Annotated in this window: 20 protein-coding genes; 18 read left to right on the top strand and 2 right to left on the bottom strand. The window is 34.6% G+C overall.

Features of this window, described 5'->3' with window-relative positions:
• Positions 1-662 precede the first annotated feature (662 nt).
• On the bottom strand, positions 663-860 hold the full coding sequence (locus QM873_RS03625) for a hypothetical protein (RefSeq protein WP_414278817.1): 198 nt from the start codon (positions 858-860) through the stop codon (positions 663-665).
• Positions 861-1,019: 159 nt separating this feature from the next.
• On the opposite strand from QM873_RS03625, the gene QM873_RS03620 reads away from it, so the two are divergent.
• The 16 genes from QM873_RS03620 to QM873_RS03545 all read left to right on the top strand — a co-directional run bounded on the left by QM873_RS03620 (position 1,020) and on the right by QM873_RS03545 (position 12,693).
• Positions 1,020-1,661 (top strand): hypothetical protein, encoded by a 642-nt coding sequence (locus QM873_RS03620; protein WP_000933083.1) that lies wholly within the window; start codon positions 1,020-1,022, stop codon positions 1,659-1,661.
• 9 nt (positions 1,662-1,670) lie between these two features.
• A complete protein-coding gene (locus QM873_RS03615; protein WP_414278816.1) occupies positions 1,671-2,756 on the top strand; it encodes a DNA primase in 1,086 nt (361 codons plus the stop codon).
• Positions 2,757-2,806: 50 nt separating this feature from the next.
• The gene (locus QM873_RS03610; RefSeq protein ID WP_000152419.1) at positions 2,807-3,040 is read left to right on the top strand and encodes a DUF5965 family protein; all 234 of its coding nucleotides are present in this window, start codon (positions 2,807-2,809) and stop codon (positions 3,038-3,040) included.
• Positions 3,037-3,420 carry a DUF5945 family protein gene (locus QM873_RS03605; RefSeq protein ID WP_049512663.1) on the top strand — a complete coding sequence of 128 codons (384 nt, stop codon included), beginning with the start codon at positions 3,037-3,039 and terminating at the stop codon, positions 3,418-3,420. The genes QM873_RS03610 and QM873_RS03605 overlap by 4 nt, the downstream gene beginning before the upstream one ends.
• 37 nt (positions 3,421-3,457) lie before the next feature.
• On the top strand, positions 3,458-3,730 hold the full coding sequence (locus QM873_RS03600) for a hypothetical protein (RefSeq protein WP_049512666.1): 273 nt from the start codon (positions 3,458-3,460) through the stop codon (positions 3,728-3,730).
• Between the two features lie 214 nt (positions 3,731-3,944).
• A complete protein-coding gene (locus QM873_RS03595; RefSeq protein ID WP_414278815.1) occupies positions 3,945-4,628 on the top strand; it encodes a LexA family transcriptional regulator in 684 nt (227 codons plus the stop codon).
• 2 nt (positions 4,629-4,630) lie between these two features.
• Complete coding sequence (locus tag QM873_RS03590) at positions 4,631-6,046, top strand: Y-family DNA polymerase (protein ID WP_125353086.1); 1,416 nt, start codon at positions 4,631-4,633, stop codon at positions 6,044-6,046.
• Entirely contained in the window at positions 6,043-6,408 is a 366-nt protein-coding gene (locus QM873_RS03585; protein ID WP_414278813.1) for a hypothetical protein, read from the top strand. The genes QM873_RS03590 and QM873_RS03585 overlap by 4 nt, the downstream gene beginning before the upstream one ends.
• Positions 6,398-6,688, top strand: coding sequence for a DUF5960 family protein (locus tag QM873_RS03580; protein WP_001080186.1), 291 nt, complete (start codon positions 6,398-6,400; stop codon positions 6,686-6,688). The genes QM873_RS03585 and QM873_RS03580 overlap by 11 nt, the downstream gene beginning before the upstream one ends.
• Positions 6,689-6,983: 295 nt before the next feature.
• Positions 6,984-7,340: an SAG1252 family conjugative relaxosome accessory protein gene (locus QM873_RS03575; RefSeq protein WP_049512673.1), complete on the top strand. Its 357-nt coding sequence runs from the start codon at positions 6,984-6,986 to the stop codon at positions 7,338-7,340.
• Positions 7,341-7,344: 4 nt separating this feature from the next.
• The gene (locus QM873_RS03570) at positions 7,345-7,710 is read left to right on the top strand and encodes a MobC family plasmid mobilization relaxosome protein (protein WP_049512675.1); all 366 of its coding nucleotides are present in this window, start codon (positions 7,345-7,347) and stop codon (positions 7,708-7,710) included.
• On the top strand, positions 7,697-9,526 hold the full coding sequence (locus tag QM873_RS03565) for an SAG1250 family conjugative relaxase (RefSeq protein ID WP_414278812.1): 1,830 nt from the start codon (positions 7,697-7,699) through the stop codon (positions 9,524-9,526). Before QM873_RS03570 ends, QM873_RS03565 begins: the two co-directional genes overlap by 14 nt.
• 103 nt (positions 9,527-9,629) lie before the next feature.
• Complete coding sequence (locus QM873_RS03560; protein ID WP_037606785.1) at positions 9,630-9,857, top strand: helix-turn-helix domain-containing protein; 228 nt, start codon at positions 9,630-9,632, stop codon at positions 9,855-9,857.
• Positions 9,858-10,126: 269 nt separating this feature from the next.
• Positions 10,127-10,396: a DUF3173 family protein gene (locus tag QM873_RS03555; RefSeq protein ID WP_049512680.1), complete on the top strand. Its 270-nt coding sequence runs from the start codon at positions 10,127-10,129 to the stop codon at positions 10,394-10,396.
• Positions 10,368-11,555 carry a tyrosine-type recombinase/integrase gene (locus tag QM873_RS03550; protein ID WP_084367471.1) on the top strand — a complete coding sequence of 396 codons (1,188 nt, stop codon included), beginning with the start codon at positions 10,368-10,370 and terminating at the stop codon, positions 11,553-11,555. The genes QM873_RS03555 and QM873_RS03550 overlap by 29 nt, the downstream gene beginning before the upstream one ends.
• Positions 11,556-12,231: 676 nt before the next feature.
• The gene (locus QM873_RS03545) at positions 12,232-12,693 is read left to right on the top strand and encodes a hypothetical protein (protein ID WP_414278811.1); all 462 of its coding nucleotides are present in this window, start codon (positions 12,232-12,234) and stop codon (positions 12,691-12,693) included.
• A gap of 178 nt (positions 12,694-12,871) precedes the next feature.
• On the opposite strand, the gene QM873_RS03540 is transcribed toward QM873_RS03545, so the two are convergent.
• A protein-coding gene (locus QM873_RS03540) for an IS3 family transposase (RefSeq protein WP_270616305.1) occupies positions 12,872-14,223 on the bottom strand; the annotation gives its coding sequence in 2 pieces (ribosomal slippage) (positions 12,872-13,782 and positions 13,782-14,223; 1,353 coding nt in all).
• A gap of 97 nt (positions 14,224-14,320) precedes the next feature.
• Between QM873_RS03540 and QM873_RS03535 the strand changes: the two genes are divergently transcribed.
• Both QM873_RS03535 and QM873_RS03530 read left to right on the top strand, forming a co-directional pair.
• Positions 14,321-16,057: an ABC transporter transmembrane domain-containing protein gene (locus QM873_RS03535; protein WP_154852954.1), complete on the top strand. Its 1,737-nt coding sequence runs from the start codon at positions 14,321-14,323 to the stop codon at positions 16,055-16,057.
• 13 nt (positions 16,058-16,070) lie between these two features.
• Positions 16,071-17,852 (top strand): ABC transporter ATP-binding protein, encoded by a 1,782-nt coding sequence (locus QM873_RS03530; protein ID WP_154852951.1) that lies wholly within the window; start codon positions 16,071-16,073, stop codon positions 17,850-17,852.
• Positions 17,853-17,908: the final 56 nt, after the last annotated feature.

Below are 17,908 nucleotides of genomic sequence, written 5' to 3'. Positions count from 1 at the left end.
TCATGAGGGATATTATCAGTTGAATAAGTAAGAGTATAATCTACATCTCCAAAGTAGGAGTGGCTAGTTCCAGCAGAAAGACCTTCATAGGTTTTATAACTGAATAGATCGACTTACTTTGTTGTCGAATTTTTCCTGTTCTTCAAGTAATTCTAAGGAATAGACGACAACTTTAAAATCAAATAAGCTAAAAACGCTCTAAAATCATTAAATTGACATAAAAGTGTTTTTTATTGTCAAAATATACAATTGAAAAAATTTCCAGTTTTTTTTAAATCACTTTCTCAGATGACAATTTAATCAAAATATGATATAATACAGAAAAAGTAAAAATAACAAAAGTAACTTACAAAAGTAAAAGAAAAAAAGTAAATAGATAGCCACGGCGGATATTCCTTTCATCGTTTAGAAGGAGTTGCTGTGGTTATCGTTGTTGCTGAGCTAATTAATTGCTCTTATTATTTAGATGAAGTTACTTTTATTATTGAATTAATTTGAATAATAATAATGATCAATGAAAGTACTCATCGATATTCCCTTTATGCAGTTTAGAGCACAAAGGAAAATAGTACTGATTTGATCGTTTTTTTCTGTATTGACATCATAAAACACAGTAAGAACCTTCAGTCATAATAAACAAGGAGGTAACATGAGATTTGTTGTCAAAAGACTTTATCTGAATCTAAATTCGGATAAGTTTTTTTATTAGCCTTGATTCTTTCATATACTTCATAACTAAATTGGAGTAATAATTTATGAAAATCGTTATCCTCACTATTATTACTTGTATTTATGTCTTGTTTATGTCGTTCAATATGAGAAAGAGCTCTTCTCAAATTTTCTCCTTTTAATTTGTTCATATTTATATTATAAACTGAAGACAGCTAATTTTGATATTTTTCTCTGATCTGTACGATTTTGCGCCTGAAATGTAGGAATTACCTTTCGTTGTGATGTGATAAAACTTACAAGTTCTTTTTGTTATTCTTGACCTAGTTTTTATAGAAAGAAGGTCTAAGATGTTAAATAAAGTCAAAACTAAAGCCTTAATTAGTGTTGGAGCAGTAGCTGCGACTAGCTTTATTCTCATGATGGGATATACTGCTGGTCAACATTCTACTGCTAAACAAAGTCGCAAAGAAATCGAATTGGCTGCAGCTAAACTTGTAGAGGACAAACAAGCAGAAGATAAAGCCAGCATTTTGTCATCAGATACTGTAAAAGAATTTTTGACACAGTACTATACGAAAGAAAAGCTCGGAGAAAATAATACACGTATTCAACCTTATATGACTGAATCAGCTTATTCTCAAGAATTGTCAAGTCAAAATGATGCCATGAACCAAGTTTATAAGGACTATATTTTGGATTATCATTTTGAAAAAGCAGATATCTTTGTCAATCAGACTACGAATCAAGCCATTGCCATGGTCTCTTATAATGTAACCTATGTATCTGATTTAAAGAATGCCAACCAATCAAAGACAAATCAAACAGAAACCAGAACTGTTAAATTGTCCTATTCTAAACTACCTGGTAAGTTATTGGTCAACCAAGTACAGGTTTGGAAATCTGGGTTAGATGATTTAGATAAGGCAACTCCCAAAACTTTAGAAGAATCCTCATCTGTTCCATCATTACCAAATACTACAACAAAATGATGATATTGCATGGAAATAGAAGAATGTAAGCAAATTTCAATTCTTGATGTAGCCAATCGTTTAGGTATCTCCTTTAAACAAGTTTCGAGCAGTGTCTATGAACATCCTGAACACGATTCATTTCGGATTTTTTCAACTACCAATACTTTTAAATGGTTTTCAAGAGATATTCAAGGTGATGTCATTGATTTTGTTCGACTTGTTCAGGGAATTTCCTTTAAAGAAGCTCTAGCCTTTCTTTCTGAAGAACCTTTTCAAAAAGAAGCTGTTCAAGAAAAAAGAGAGAGACCATTTTATTATCCTTTAAAGAGAATAGAAGATTCTAACTGTAGTCTGGCCAGATATTACTTAACAGAATGTAGAGGAATTTCAGAAGAAATCGTACAAAGGATGATTCAACAAGGTTTAATAGCACAAGCCAGCTGGAAAACAAATGAAACAGTTGAACCTGTTATTGTTTTTAAAATCTTTGATCATCGTCACAAGCTGCAGGCAGCAAGCTTACAGGGGATTTATAAGAATCACTCTCTTCCTAGAGAGAGGCTGAAAACGATTCTAAAAGGAAGCCATGGATATGTTGGAATATCCTTTGATATTGGTAAACCAAATAGACTGGTCTTTTGTGAATCGTTCGTCGATTTGATGAGCTATTACGAACTTCATCAACAAAATCTATCTGATGTTCGTTTGGTATCTATGGAGGGATTAAAAAGGTCTGTTGTCGCTTATCAAACTTTACGACTGATAGCTGAAGAAAATCAGAAATTGGAATTTTTAGATACAGTAATACCTTCAAAGTTATTGCCTTTAATCAATACAATTCGTGATACAACCAGCTATTTTGATAATCATCCTGATTTATTGACACTGGCAGTAGATTGTGATGATGCAGGTAAAGATTTTTCTGATAAGTTATCTCAAGCTGGATTGCCTGCTTTACTGGATTTACCTGATAATGAATCTGGGAAAGAAAAAGTAGACTGGAACGATATTCTTCGAGAAAAGAAATCAGATTTACAATTGATGATCGAGAATGCAAAAGAGACATTTGGAAATCCACCAGTAAGACAAACCTCTCAATGTTTAGAATTGTGATAACAAAATCAAGATGTTTTAGCTAATATTAGAATGAAGGAGGATCGTATATGACCATTATTGAACGCTTAGAAGAAAAGGTCACTAGGCAAGAAAGTAAGGTAGCAAGAGAGACAGAAAAACTAGCTGCTTACAAAGAGCAACTGGAGACAGCGATGTTTGCGACGTTCAAAAGGCGTCAAAGCATTAGTCACATGAGTTTTGAAGAAGCTCTTGACCATGCATTTGGCAAAGAAAGACAATTCGATGATTCTGAATTTAGAAAGGATGAAATGAGTGAATGACAAAAGATTGGAATTTTAATCAACCATTGGAAAGTAAATCAGAAAATCAAGAAGATCCAGATAAAATTGCGTCCTTATTTGGAAATCATCAAGGAGGTAATGATGTAAACTATGAAGCAGCTTTTCAAAAGCGCAAACAAGCACCTGTGACGGAATCAAATTCTAGTTCTAAACCCAAAGTTACAGAGGTTAGAACAGGAAAAGAGACAGATATCACTACAAGTTATCAGCAACATCTTAAAAGACTTATTGCAGATAACAATAGCGATATTCAAAGTAGTCAAAAGAAAATTGAAGAGCTACATACGCTGATTGACACAAAGAATAAAGACAATAAGAAATTGCAGTCAATTTATGATGCGATTTCCGAATTACACTAAGCAGTCCTGATAGGCTGCTTTTTTTGAGAGGTTATAGATGTTTACAAAACTTTTTAAGAAAAATCACGACAATAGTGATGTATTTAAAAAGCTGATTCATAGACTATCTGATATGTCTGTCCAAGATCTTGAAAAAATAGACCGACTGCTAGATATCATTTTCACTCCAGATCAAGGATCAGAACAACTAAAAACAGAAGCAACTTACAGAGAAGAAACTTTGGACGACACATTAAAAGAAGCTAAGAATCAACTTCATAAGGAACAATTGGAGAAGAATTTAGAGAGATTTAGGAAAAACAATCAATAACGCACCAACGATTCTTTTTTTATTTTCTATTTTTTCTGGTTCTTTATCTTTTTCAAAAGTTATAACTTTCTTAAGTGATGGTTTCCTAACAATGTAAGTATAAATTAAGCACAGTTTATGATTATTTTAAATCTTGGGGGTTATTAAACTCTTGATTTTTTCCAGCAGCTATGGTATTCTTTTGTTAGTTAATAAACTTACAAAAGGAGAACAAATGTTTTCACCTACTAAATTAAAAGAAAAAAGAGAAAGTCAAGGATTATCACAATCTCAACTTGCATCCAGTTTGGGAATCAGTAGAGCTTCATACTTTAATTGGGAATCAGGTAAAACAAAGCCTAATCAAAACAATCTAACCAAATTGAGTCAGATTTTGAATGTTGATCCTCGATATTTTGAATCAGAGTATGAAATAGTTGAAACTTATCTCAAGCTAACTGAAAAGAATCAAAAAGCGACACTTCATTATGCAAAAGACTTATTGAACAATCAAAACTCTAAAGTTGTAGAAGTTTCTGAACGATTTGCTTATAAGGTCTATGAAAAATTATCAGCTGGTACAGGAACAGCTTACTTTGATGATGGTAATTACGATACAGTTTACTTCAATCATCAATTTGATTATGACTTTGCATCATGGGTGTTTGGTAATTCAATGGAACCGACATATGAAAATGGTTCTGTAGCCCTTATTAAGCAAACAGGATTTGATTATGATGGAGCTATCTATGCCATCGATTGGGATGGTCAAACCTATATCAAGAAAGTGTATCGTGAAGAAAATGGACTTCGTTTAGTTTCACTCAATCGAAACTATTCAGATAAGTTTGCGCCTTATGATGAGAATCCTCGTATCATAGGGAAAATTGTTGGAAACTTTATGCCTTTAGAGGACTGAGTATGACTTGGTTTGATTATAGTCTCGAACCTAAAAGCGACATTGCCTTTATTGATATGAAATCTTTTTACGCAAGTGTAGAATGTGTAGATAGAGGCCTGCATCCACTTAAGACTTCACTTTGTGTTATGAGTCGTGCAGATAATTCTGCGGGTTTAATTCTTGCCTCCTCTCCTATGTTTAAGAAGGTATTTGGGAAATCAAATGTTGGACGTTCCTATGATTTACCATTTGATGTAAAGACTAGAAAGTTCTCTTACTATAATGCTAGAAAGCAAGGGTTACCGACAACGATAGACTATGTCCGTTATATAGAAGAGTGGGCAAAATCAACAGTGATTGTTCCTCCGAGAATGGATACTTATATTGCAGTCAATATGGAGATTCAAAAAATCTTTCAAGATTTTGCAGCACCAGACGATATTTATCCCTACTCAATTGATGAAGGTTTTATTGATTTAACAAGTTCATTAAATTATTTTGTGCCTGATAAAAGTATTAGTCGAAAAGATAAGTTAGACATCATCTCAGCTGCTATTCAAAAAAAGATTTGGAGAAAAACAGGAATCTATTCAACGGTTGGTATGTCTAATGCCAATCCCTTATTAGCAAAGTTAGCACTAGATAATGAAGCTAAAAAGACTCCGACAATGAGAGCCAATTGGTCCTATGAAGATGTTGAAAAGAAAGTATGGTCTATCCCTAAAATGACAGATTTCTGGGGAATTGGGAATCGGATGGAGAAGAGATTACATAGTTTAGGTATCTTTTCGATTAAAGAATTAGCTAAGGCTAATCCTGACTTGATTAAAAAAGAGCTTGGTATCATGGGCTTAGAGTTATGGTTTCATGCTAATGGGATTGATGAAAGTAATGTTCATAAACCTTATAAGCCAAAGTCAAAAGGAATAGGGAACTCTCAAGTTTTACCTAGAGATTATGTCAAACAAAGAGATATTGAAATCATACTTCGTGAGATGGCAGAACAAGTTGCAGTTAGATTGAGAAGAGCTGGTAAGAAAGCAACTGTAGTTTCTATACACTTAGGGTATTCTAAAGTGGAACAGAAACGATCTATTCATACTCAAATGAAGATTGAACCAACCAATCAAACAGCACTACTTACAAACTATGTTTTAAAGTTATTTCACACTAAATATACTTCAGGAGCTATCAGAAGTGTTGCAGTGAGCTATTCAGGTTTAGTAGATGAATCATTTGGATTGATTTCATTATTTGATGATGTTGAGAAAATAGAAAAAGAAGAAAGGCTCCAGTCCGCAATTGATGCTATTCGAACAGAATTTGGTTTTACTTCACTATTGAAAGGGAATGCCCTGGATCAAGCTTCTAGAACAATCGCAAGAAGTAAACTCATTGGTGGTCATTCAGCTGGAGGATTAGATGGACTAAAATGATGAATCGTTCTTATTTACCTTTTTTGTCTGCAAGAGAGTATCAAGACCGTGGGATGGCTAAGTGGATGGGATTCTTTTTGTCAGAACATTCAAGTTCTCTTTGGGAAGAAAAAAATAAAGAAGATATCTCCATTTCCCTATCAATGGAAGAGAAAGTTTTATTTGTTCGTCAACTTTATACGAATGTGTTCCCTGCAACTTTTGTTTTTAAGTTCTCCAATAGAAGAAAAGTAGTATCGGGTATTGTTAAAGAGATTGGAAAAGAGTTTATATCTATTAAATCAGACACTGGTTTTCTTCGATTAGAATGGTCAGATATACTCGATATCCAGATAGAAGGTGAGGAATTACATGAATCGTAAAGAATTATATGATGATAAATTGCAGCTGGACTATTTTTCTGATTCTTATTTAAGGTTTGAGTCAGATTTTTATAAGTATTCTGCTTTAGACATACCATTAACATTTATCACTGATGATATTTTACGCACAATGGCTATGTCTCAAAAACATTATTTTAAACTTAATAAAAGTAAATCTTTAGACGGTCGTGACCATTACTTTGTTTTTTCTATCAAGATGAACAAAGACAGTAGTGGGATTAGACAGTATGAGTATCAGAGACATTGTTTTAGTTTGTAAGAGTCCGACAGGGCTCTTTTTTCTGTGATAATTTTATCAAAAAGTATTTGTTATACTTTTTTTAATTTAGATTTATCTTGGGGGTTTGGGGGCGGAGCCACCAAGTTATCTTATCGTTGGCTGTCAAAATTGGAGGATTTTGGTCGGCTGGCGATATGATTTTTGAGATATTGTGGACACAATATCTGAGCTCGCAAAGCCTTACAAAAAAGTTGAATCTATTTTGTAAAACGTACTGACAGTGTCTGTAAGCTTACATTGTCAGTACAAGTATCTATGAGAGAGGATAAATCATATGAAAAGAGATATACGTAGTATTCGGAAGCAATTTCGCTTAACAGAAACGGAAGAAAAACAAATACTAGATTTAATGAGAGAGAAAGGAGATGATAATTTTTCTGATTTTCTCCGTAAAAGCTTACTATTATCTGATGGACAAAAACAGATGGAAAAATGGTTCAACCTTTGGAAAAAACAAAAGTTGGAACAAATTAGCCGTGATGTTCATGAAGTATTCATAATTGCTAAAACAAATCATCAGGTTACTCACGAACATGTTTCTATTTTGTTAACTTGTATTCAGGAATTAATTAAAGAGGTAGAAAATACAAGTCCTCTTAGTGAAAATTTTCGTAACAAATACATGAGGTAGTAGAGTGGAACATCGATATAGAACAAATTTAAAAAAAGTCTTTCTATCTGATCTAGAATTAGTCAAATTGAATGAAAATATCTCAAAAAGTAACTGCTTATCATTCTCAGAATATGCTCGACGAACCCTACTTGACCCTAGCATGAATTTTATCACCATTGATACAACTGGTTATCAAGATTTGATTTTTGAATTAAAACGAATAGGAAATAATATTAATCAAATAGCCAGGAGTATAAATTATTCTAATTTAATAACGGAAGTTGAATTATATGAATTGAGAAAAGGTATAGAAGAGTTAATAGTAGAAGTGGAGAAAGATTTTCTTATCCAATCTGAAAAATTGAGGAAATTTTATGGTCATCACTAAACACTTTGCGATTCATGGAAAAAATTATCGTAGTAAACTAATCAAATATATTTTGAATCCAAATAAAACAAAAAAACTATCACTAGTTTCAGATTTTGGTATGAGAAATTATTTAGATTTTCCTAGTTATAAAGAACTAGTGAAGATGTACAATGATAATTTTTTAAGTAATGATACTCTTTATGAATTTCGTCATGATAGGCAAGAAGTAAATCAACGAAAAATTCACTCTCATCACATCATTCAGTCCTTTTCTCCAGATGACCATCTCACTCCTGAACAAATCAATCGGATTGGTTATGAGACAGTTAAAGAATTGACAGGAGGTAGATTTCGTTTCATTGTAGCAACTCATGTCGATAAAGATCATATCCACAATCACATCATCCTAAATTCAATTGATAAGAATTCTGATAAAAAATTTCTATGGGATTATAAAGCAGAACGTAATCTAAGAATGGTTTCAGATCGTCTTTCAAAAATTGTAGGTGCAAAAATTATAGAAAATCGTTATTCTCATCATCAGTATGAAGTTTATCGCAAAACAAATTACAAATATGAAATAAAACAACGAGTATATTTTCTAATCGAGAACTCGAAAAATTTTGAAGATTTCAAGAAAAAAGCAAAAGATTTACATTTAAAAATTGATTTTAGACACAAGCATGTTACTTTTTTTATGACTGATTCAAATATGAAGCAAGTCGTACGTGATAGTAAATTGAGTAGAAAACAACCTTATAATGAAACTTATTTTAAGAAAAAGTTTGTTCAAAAGGAAATCATAAACATCTTAGAATTTTTACTTCCGAAAACGAAGAATATGAATGAATTGATTCAACGAGCAGAATTTTTTGGATTAAAAATAATTCCGAAAGAAAAACATGTTCAATTTGAATTTGATGAGATTAAGGTTTCAGAGCAGGAATTTGTAAAAACGAATCGGTATAGTGTTAGTTATTTTCAAGACTATTTTAATAACAAAAATGAAACTGTTGTCTTAGATAATAAAAATTTAGTTGAACTTTACAATGAAGAAAAGCTAATTAAAGAAAAAGAGTTGCCGACAGAAGAGGTGGTATGGAAATCCTATCAAGATTTCAAGAGAAATAGGGATGCTGTTCATGAGTTTGAAGTAGAGTTGAATCTTAATCAAATAGAAGAAGTAGTAGACGATGGAATTTACATTAAGGTACAGTTTGGTATCCGACAAGAAGGACTTATTTTTGTACCAAATATTCAAATCAATATGGAAGAAGAAAAAGTTAAAGTATTTCTCAGAGAAACTAGTTCTTACTACGTATATCATAAAGATTCAGCAGAAAAAAATCGCTTTATGAAAGGTAAAACTTTGATTAGACAATTTAATCTTCAGTATGAACCGCAGTATATGTATAGAAGAATTTCTCTTAGCAAAATTAAAGAAAAAATAGAACAATTAGATTTTCTTATATCTGCGGAAAATAGTTCGAATGATTTTGAAGATATATTAAAGGATTTCATTGCCCAAATATCATATCTAGAGAATATGATTGAACAAGTTCAAAATAAAATTAATGATTTAACTAGTTTAGAGGAAGTATTGTTGAAATATACGACAAATAGTTCTAGCAATTTAGAAAATAGTATTCAAGATAAAAGTTCAGTAGATAAAATAGAGAAGGATTTATACATTTATAAAGGAAAGATTGAAAAACTGAAGGAACAACATAGAGAAGCAATAAATTTATTTGAAATGTTTAATAAAACAATAAAGAAATATAAGAAAAAACAAAATATGAAATCTATTGAGGAAAATGAGATACATTTAGAGTAAACAGTTTCCTAAAAAGTATATATAGAATAGTTTCATGTGCCAATTTGTCACATATTTAAAAATAAGAAAATAACTATATTATACTTGTTTTAGGAGACATTAGATGTTGAAAAGGATTAGAGATTTACGCGAGGATACTGATTTGACACAAGAGTATGTTGCAAAAACAATCTTAAATTGTACAAGATCAGCGTATTCTAAAATGGAATCAGGTACCAGATTAATCTCTATAGATGACCTTATCAAACTTGCAGATTTTTATAATGTAAGTTTAGATTACCTTGTAGGTCGAGTGGATAATAAAGAAGACCATTACTCCAAAAAGTATTAGGTTAAGAAAGCACATTGACAATTAAATAGTCCAAAATGGTACTTTCCTCATTTGTGGAGCAGTTTTGAATGGCTCGCCATGATAAGAGCGACATTAAAACCATCAATAAAATAGAGCGATACTTTATATGCCATGATACAAATGATATACAATGATACTTCTGACCGTTCAGGCTGCCACCGTAAAAGAGCAGCAAGTGAAATTCTTATGATGACTTCATCAGTCATGCCATGGAGGTGAAAAAATCTAAGAAAGGAAGTAGTAAAATCATGGAAACAGTAAACTATAAAGATTTAGTTGCGATTGGTTTTCCAGAGCACACATCGAGAAATATTATTAGACAAGCAAAAAAGATTGCGGTAAAAAAGTTTGAAGAAGCTAGAAAAAATAATAAGAATGCGGTACAATTAGGATGTTCACCTTTCGATAATAAAAGGTTAGGCATTGCTCCTAAAAATATTGTAGAAAATTTAATTGGTATTTCTTTTTCAGATATAGAAGGTGAGAAAAATGGTTATATCAAAGACAAAGAAATATAAAGGTGTATACAAAGATTCAAAAGGAAAAATTTATTTTCAAATTGAATTAGGAGTTGATCCAATAACTGGGAAAAGAATTCAAAAGAAAGGAAGGAAAAATCAACAGGGACTACCGTTTAATTCTTTTAAGGAAGCATATGAAGAGATACTTCGTTTAAAACATGAATTTGTGAACTCTACTATTAATAATAGTTTTCTAACTTTTAGAGAGTTTATGGAAGAGATTTATTTAAAATATTATCAACAAAAAGTTCAATTTGTAACTTATCAAACCGCTTTACCACATCATCAGTTATTTATTAAGCAATTTGGTAGTAAAAAATTATCAGATATTAGTACTATTGACTGTGAAAGATTTCGCTTAGCTATTATAGACAAGTATTCTAGTAACTATGCTAAAAATATGTGGTCTAGATTTAAAGCATGTCTGGGCTATGCAGAAAGATTGGGTTATATTGATAGAGTTCCTTTTAAAGGATTAGATAATCCTAGAGGAAAGCACCCTGATACAAAATTTTGGACATTTGATGAATTTAAGAAGGTAATAAACTCTTTTGATATTAGTGAGTATGAGGGACTCCATAATTACATGACGATCTGGTTATATTTTATGACTGGTTTAAGAGTTAGTGAGGGTATTGCTCTTAAATGGGAAGATATTGATTTTGAACGTAAATGGATTCATGTTCATTCGACGATTGAGAAGGATAAAAACGGTGTATGGTATGCTAAACAACAAACAAAGACAGTAGCAGGGAATCGTAAAATTGATTTAGATGATTTTACAATTACAATACTTAAAAAATGGCGAGAAGTTCAAATCAAGAATGATGATAAAGATTATGTAATATCACGTTTTGGTGAGCCCTTGTGTAAGTCTACAATCTCTAGGATAATAAAAAGGCATGCTAAGATTACTGGTGTACCAGAAATTACGGGGAAAGGATTAAGACATAGTCATGCATCTTATCTTATAAATGTGTTACATAAGGATACTTTATATGTTTCATATCGATTAGGACATGCTGATAAGTCAACCACGTTGAATACATATAGTCATTGGTATTATTCAGGTGATTCAACAATTTCAGAAGAGATTACAAGCAGTTTAGATAATCTTGGATTATCAATTTACCTACCAAATTCCTGCCAGAGTTGAAAATTGAGGAATTAACCCACTAATACTGGGAGAAAATAGGATTTGCAAATTATTACTCTTAAATAATAGAGTTTCCAATAAAAATGAAAACCGAGGTTTAGACCTCGGTTTTTTTGTGTACAATTTTGAGTTTAAGTCCTTATTTTTTACAGATTAATTCTGTACTTTGTCTACTGTTGGATTCTATGTAAATTTTTCAAGATTAGAAAGCTGTTGTCGATTGCATTTAAGTCCGAAGTTGATATTAGCGGCTTTTTAACCGAATAAAACTATTAAACACAAAATAGGAATCAGAAATTTTTGATGATTAAATGGTTGTCTATTTTTTTAAATCATACTCCTTTAAATTTAATTTCTGTCAATCAACATATCTACAATTCTTTTATATTTGATAAAATAATATAAATTAGAAAAATTTAAAATTCAAACGTCAAAAATAAAGTATATAAAGTAGATAGTATAGGGCTATCTACTTTTTTGGTCTCCAGAAAATAGGTATTGAACCGATCAAAATGCTGATTTCTGTTGGCTTTATCAAATCGAAACGTAATTTTTTTGGAGTGTGTTGCCTCTACCGAATAGTTTTCTACTTTCTAAGTTCTTACTAATATATTATATTGTTAGACTTTTAATTTTTTGATAAAATAGTGTTTATAAACACAAAAGGAGATTTCTGATGAAATACTTTAAACGTCTTGTCTTTGCTGCTTTATTGGCAGTTGGTGCGATTCTCCTTGTAGCTTGTGGTTCTACAACTTCTACAACTAGCGACAATGGGAAATATGTCTATAAAGCTGAGAAGGATCAAATTAAAAGTATCCTTAAAAAGCAAGGGGCTACTGATGAGCAACTTGAGCAGCTCATTGATCAATTTTCATTGACAATGACAATTGAAATTAAAGATACAAAAGCTAAGATAATTATCAAAATGGATGCTCTTGGTGAAAGCAAAGAGAAAACAATTGATCTGAAAGCTGATCAGAATGGTAAAACTCTTGAATCAGCAGAAGGTGGTAAAGATAAAGTCAAGTATAAGATTGATGGTGATGTTTTGACTTTGGATGTATCAAAAGCAGAATCTAGTGATTATGAAGTTTTTGCTTTCTTCAAAGATGCAAAATTCAAACGTCAAAAATAATCGTATCTAGAAGGGATAGCTGAGTCTATCCTCTTTTTTATTCCTTGCTTTTCATCTGCTCTTTTCCTTGCTAGCCTAAGGGGGTTCTGATATAATAGGGATGAATTAAAGAAGGCAACGTGCTTTCTAAAACAGCTTAAAAAGTACTGTACTGACCCCAAAAAGTTAGACAATTAATTTATCCAAAGGATTTAGTTCTGTATTGCACAGGACTGAGTCCTTTTAGTTTTATCTTAATTCGTTTGTTGTTGTAATAATCAATATAGTCTACAATAGCTTGCTCCAATTGCTCAAGTGAGTGAAAGGTCTTCTCATAACCATAAAACATCTCAGACTTAAGAATGCCAAAGAAGGATTCCATCATGCCATTATCTGGACTGTTTCCTTTACGTGACATGGACGGTTGGATTCCTTTACCCTCTAAAAAATGATGATAATACTGATGTTGATACTGCCATCCTTGATCACTATGGAGAATAGTATTTGTGTAATGATCCTCACTGAAGGCCTGGTTTAACATAGCTTCCACTTGTTCTAAGTTTGGTGAAGTTGAAAGATTATAGGCGATAATTTCGCTATTAAAGCCATCTAAAACTGGTGATAAATAGAGTTTTTGACTGCTTGCTGGAATGGCAAATTCTGTCACATCTGTATAACACTTTTCCATTGGTTTGGTTGCTTCAAATTGGCGTTGAATAAGATTATCTGCTTTCTTACCAATCTCTCCTTGGTAAGAAGAATACTTCCGTTTACGACGAATTCGAGCACTTAAACCAAGGACCTTCATCAGGCGTTGGACTCTTTTGTGATTGACCATATAACCACGATTTCTCAATTCAAGAGTCATTCGGCGATAGCCATAATTTCCTCTGTGCTCAGTAAAAATAGATTGAATTTCAGCTTTAAGATCTTTATCTTTGTCAAGCTTATCCAGTTGCTTCAACTGATAGTAGTAAGTTGAGCGAGGTAAACGAGCCGCTTCAAGAAGTAAATCTAGTCGAAATCCTCCTGAAGCCATTTCTCTAATTGTCTCTGCCTTTCTCGTTGTAAGGCTTCGTCCCTGTCTTCTAGCTCTTTTAACTTTTTTAAGTAAGCCACCTCGGTACGTAAGCGTTCATTCTCTTCTTTGAGTCGCTCTAGTTCTGTCATTTCTTCCCAAGTTTTCTTACGTTTACGTCCCATTTTAGGTACTCTCCCTCTTGTTTTTTCAACAATAGTATACCCGTTTTTCTTGTATTGTGCCATCCAATTTGGAAGCATACCACGATTTGGGAGAGCATATTCGAGAGAAACTCTATCTTGAGACCAGTTTTCATGTAGAACTTTATCAATCATTTCTTGTTTTAATTCAGGAGAGTAGTAACGATTTTTTCCTTTTTTGACGAACTCTATTCCGTAACAATCAATCAATTTAATCATGTACCTAAGATTAGAATTGTTTATCCCAAATTTATTTGAAAGCTGCTCTAAGCTATATCCTTGTTTTCTAAGTTCATAGATCTGAACTTTATCTTTATAAGTCAATTTCATAATAAAAACACCCCAAAAGTTAGATTTTTTCTGTCTAACTTTTGGGGTGCAGTTCATACTTAAGGGTGCTTTTTTATTGTATAGGGAGGAGAAAGGTATGGGATATATTTGGTCTTATTTGAGAAAATATCCAAAATGGTTGTGCTTGAATGTTACAGCTGCCATCTTTTTTGTGATTGTTAACCTCGGTCTGCCAACTGTTCTGGCTCGTATGATTGATGAGGGGATCAATCCGAGAGATATGGAGCGGGTTTATTTTTGGGCTTGGGTTATGTTCGGTGTGATCATCGTCGGGATTCTCGGTCGCATCGTTCTGGCCTACGCTGTTGGGAAGATTACTACAACCATGGTCATGGATATGCGCAATGATCTCTATGAGAAGCTTCAGGAATATTCTCATCACGAGTATGAGAAGATTGGGGTTTCTTCCTTGGTGACGCGAATGACCTCAGATGCCTTCGTCTTGATGCAGTTTTCTGATCAGATGTTGAAGCTTGGGGTCATTACCCCTATCATGATGCTTTCCAGTATTCTGTTGATTTTACAGACGAGTCCATCGCTCGCTTGGATTGTGGCGATTTCGATGCCATTTTTGGCGGTGGTCGTCTGGTATGTAGCTGTTAAGACCAAACCTTTGTCAGAGAAGCAGCAGGAAACCTTGGATAAGCTCAATCAATATGCGCGTGAAAATCTTACAGGACTCCGGGTTATTCGTGCTTTTGCGCGTGAGGAGTTCCAAGAGGAAAAGTTTGGCCAAGCCAATGCAATCTATGCGGACAACTCCAATAGACTCTTTAAATTGACCGGTTTGACGGAGCCACTCTTTGTCCAAATCATCATCGCCATGATTGTAGCTATTGTGTGGTTCGCCTTGGATCCTCTAGGGGATGGCAGTTTAGAAATCGGGAATCTTGTCGCCTTTATCGAATACAGTTTCCATGCTTTGCTTTCTTTCCTATTCCTAGCCAATCTCTTTACCATGTACCCACGGACAGCTGTCTCCAGTCATCGTTTAAAGGAAATCATGGATATGCCGATTTCTATCGATCCAAATGAAAATGGGGTTACTGAGACAGAAACTAAGGGTTATTTGGAGTTTGACAATGTAACCTTCGCCTATCCTGGTGAGACAGAGAGTCCAGTCCTTCATAATATTTCCTTTAAGGCTAAGCCGGGCGAAACCATAGCCTTTATCGGCTCGACCGGTTCTGGAAAGTCCTCTCTGGTCCAGCTCATTCCTCGATTCTATGATGTGACCTTAGGGAAAATCTTAGTGGATGGTGTAGATGTGCGTGATTTTAATGTTAAAGCCTTGCGCCATAAGATTGGATTCATCCCACAGAAGGCCTTACTCTTCACGGGGACTATTGCCGAAAACCTTCGTTACGGAAAAGAAGATGCCAGCATTGAGGAGCTAGACAAGGCAGCAGATGTGGCCCAAGCTAAAGAGTTTATCGAAAGCAAGGAAGAGCAGTTTGACACTCATTTAGCAGAAGGGGGAAGCAACCTTTCTGGTGGACAGAAACAACGTCTATCCATTGCGCGTGCAGTTGTTAAAGAGCCGGATATCTATATCTTTGATGATTCCTTCTCGGCTCTTGACTACAAGACAGATGCTACACTGAGAAAACGTCTCAAGGAAGTAACAGGAGATGCGACCGTCTTGATCGTAGCCCAGCGGGTTGGGACCATCATGGATGCGGATCAAATCATCGTCTTGGATCATGGAGAAATCGTCGGTCGTGGTACCCACGAGGAACTTCTAGCAACCAATGAAATCTACAGTGAGATTGCTCGCTCTCAGTTGAATAACCAATCATTAACAGAAGAATAGGAGGGAGGAGAAAATGAAAGAAAAACGTTCCAGTTTTGTACGTCTTTGGGGCTATTTAAGAGCCTATCGTTTTGCCGTTATTTTCGCTACACTCCTAAAGATTCTGAGTGTGATCATGAGTGTTATTGAGCCCTATATTCTTGGACTCGCTATCACAGAATTGACCGCTAACCTGACAGATATGGCTAGAGGAGTAGCGGGAGCTGAGATTAACGCTGGCTATGTTGGTTGGGTCATGATTGTCTATCTCTTCCGTGGAGTTTTGTATGAGCTTGGATCTTATTATTCCAACTATTTCATGACCAATGCCGTCCAAAGCATGATCGAGGATATGCGTAATGACCTATCTAAAAAAATCAATCGTATCCCTGTTTCTTACTTTGATCAGCACCAATTTGGAGATCTTCTGGGTCGCTTTACCAGCGATGTCGAGACAGTTTCAAACGCCTTGCAGCAGTCCTTCCTTCAAATTGTGAATGCCATTTTCACCTTAAGCTTGGTCATCGTTATGGTGCTCTATCTCAACCTCACTTTGGGGCTAATCGTGATTGCTTCTATCCCGATCACCTTCTTCGGTGCCCAGTTGATTATGAAGAAATCCCAGCCTTACTTTAAGGAGCAAGCTGATGTCCTTGGGGCTTTAAATGGTTTTGTTCAAGAAAATTTGAGTGGCTTCAACGTCTTAAAACTCTATGTACGGGAGGAATCATCGCAAGAAGACTTCCGAGACATTACCCGTCGCCTCCAGCAAGTTGGATTTAAAGCGAATTTTATTTCCGGACTGATGATGCCTATTCTGAATGCAATCTCTGATTTGACCTATCTTTTGGTCGCAGTTATCGGTGCCATTCAAGTTCTTGCAGATCGTCTGACAGTTGGGAACATGCAGGCTTTTGTCCAGTATGTCTGGCAGATCAATCAGCCTATTCAAAACTTGAGCCAGTTAGCTGGAACCTTGCAAAGTGCCAAATCTTCACTGGATCGTGTCTTCCAAGTCCTTGATGAACCAGATGAAGTACTCGGTAAAAATGAAGCTCTGGACAAGGAATTGACTGGTCAGGTTAGCTTTAACCATGTGGACTTCCAATATGTGGAAGATAAGCCATTGATCCGCGACTTTAATCTTGAGGTTAATCCAGGTGAGATGGTGGCCATTGTCGGACCTACAGGTGCAGGAAAAACCACGCTCATCAATCTGCTGATGCGTTTCTACGATGTGACCAAGGGGGCTATTACGGTAGATGGACATGATATCCGCGACCTATCTCGCCAAGATTATCGCAAGCAGTTTGGGATGGTTCTTCAGGACGCTTGGCTTTATGAAGGGACCATTAAAGAAAATCTGCGCTTTGGAAACTTGGATGCAACAGACGAAGAGATTGTCGCTGCTGCCAAAGCTGCCAATGTAGACCACTTTATCCGGACGCTTCCGGGGGGCTACAATATGGAGATGAACCAAGAGTCTAGTAATATCTCTTTGGGACAGAAGCAGTTGTTGACCATTGCGCGTGCCCTGCTAGCTGATCCTAAAATTTTGATTTTGGATGAAGCGACATCCTCAGTGGATACCCGTCTGGAACTCTTGATTCAAAAGGCTATGAAGAACTTGATGAAGGGACGGACTAGCTTTGTCATTGCTCACCGCTTGTCTACAATCCAAGAAGCGGATAAGATTTTAGTTCTTAAAGAGGGGCAAATCATCGAACAGGGGAACCATGAGTCTCTTTTGGAAGCAAAAGGATTCTATTACGACTTGTACATGAGCCAATTTTCCAAGAAAGTAGAAGCTCAATAAAAACGTCAAAAAAGAGCAGTCGCTCTTGTTTGTTAGGCAAAACACTTCATTTTGTT

The organism is Streptococcus australis (genome assembly GCF_047463015.1).
GTDB lineage: Bacteria > Bacillota > Bacilli > Lactobacillales > Streptococcaceae > Streptococcus > Streptococcus australis_F.
Note: the sequence above shows the minus strand (reverse complement) of the source record. Positions and strands in the feature narration are given on the sequence as shown.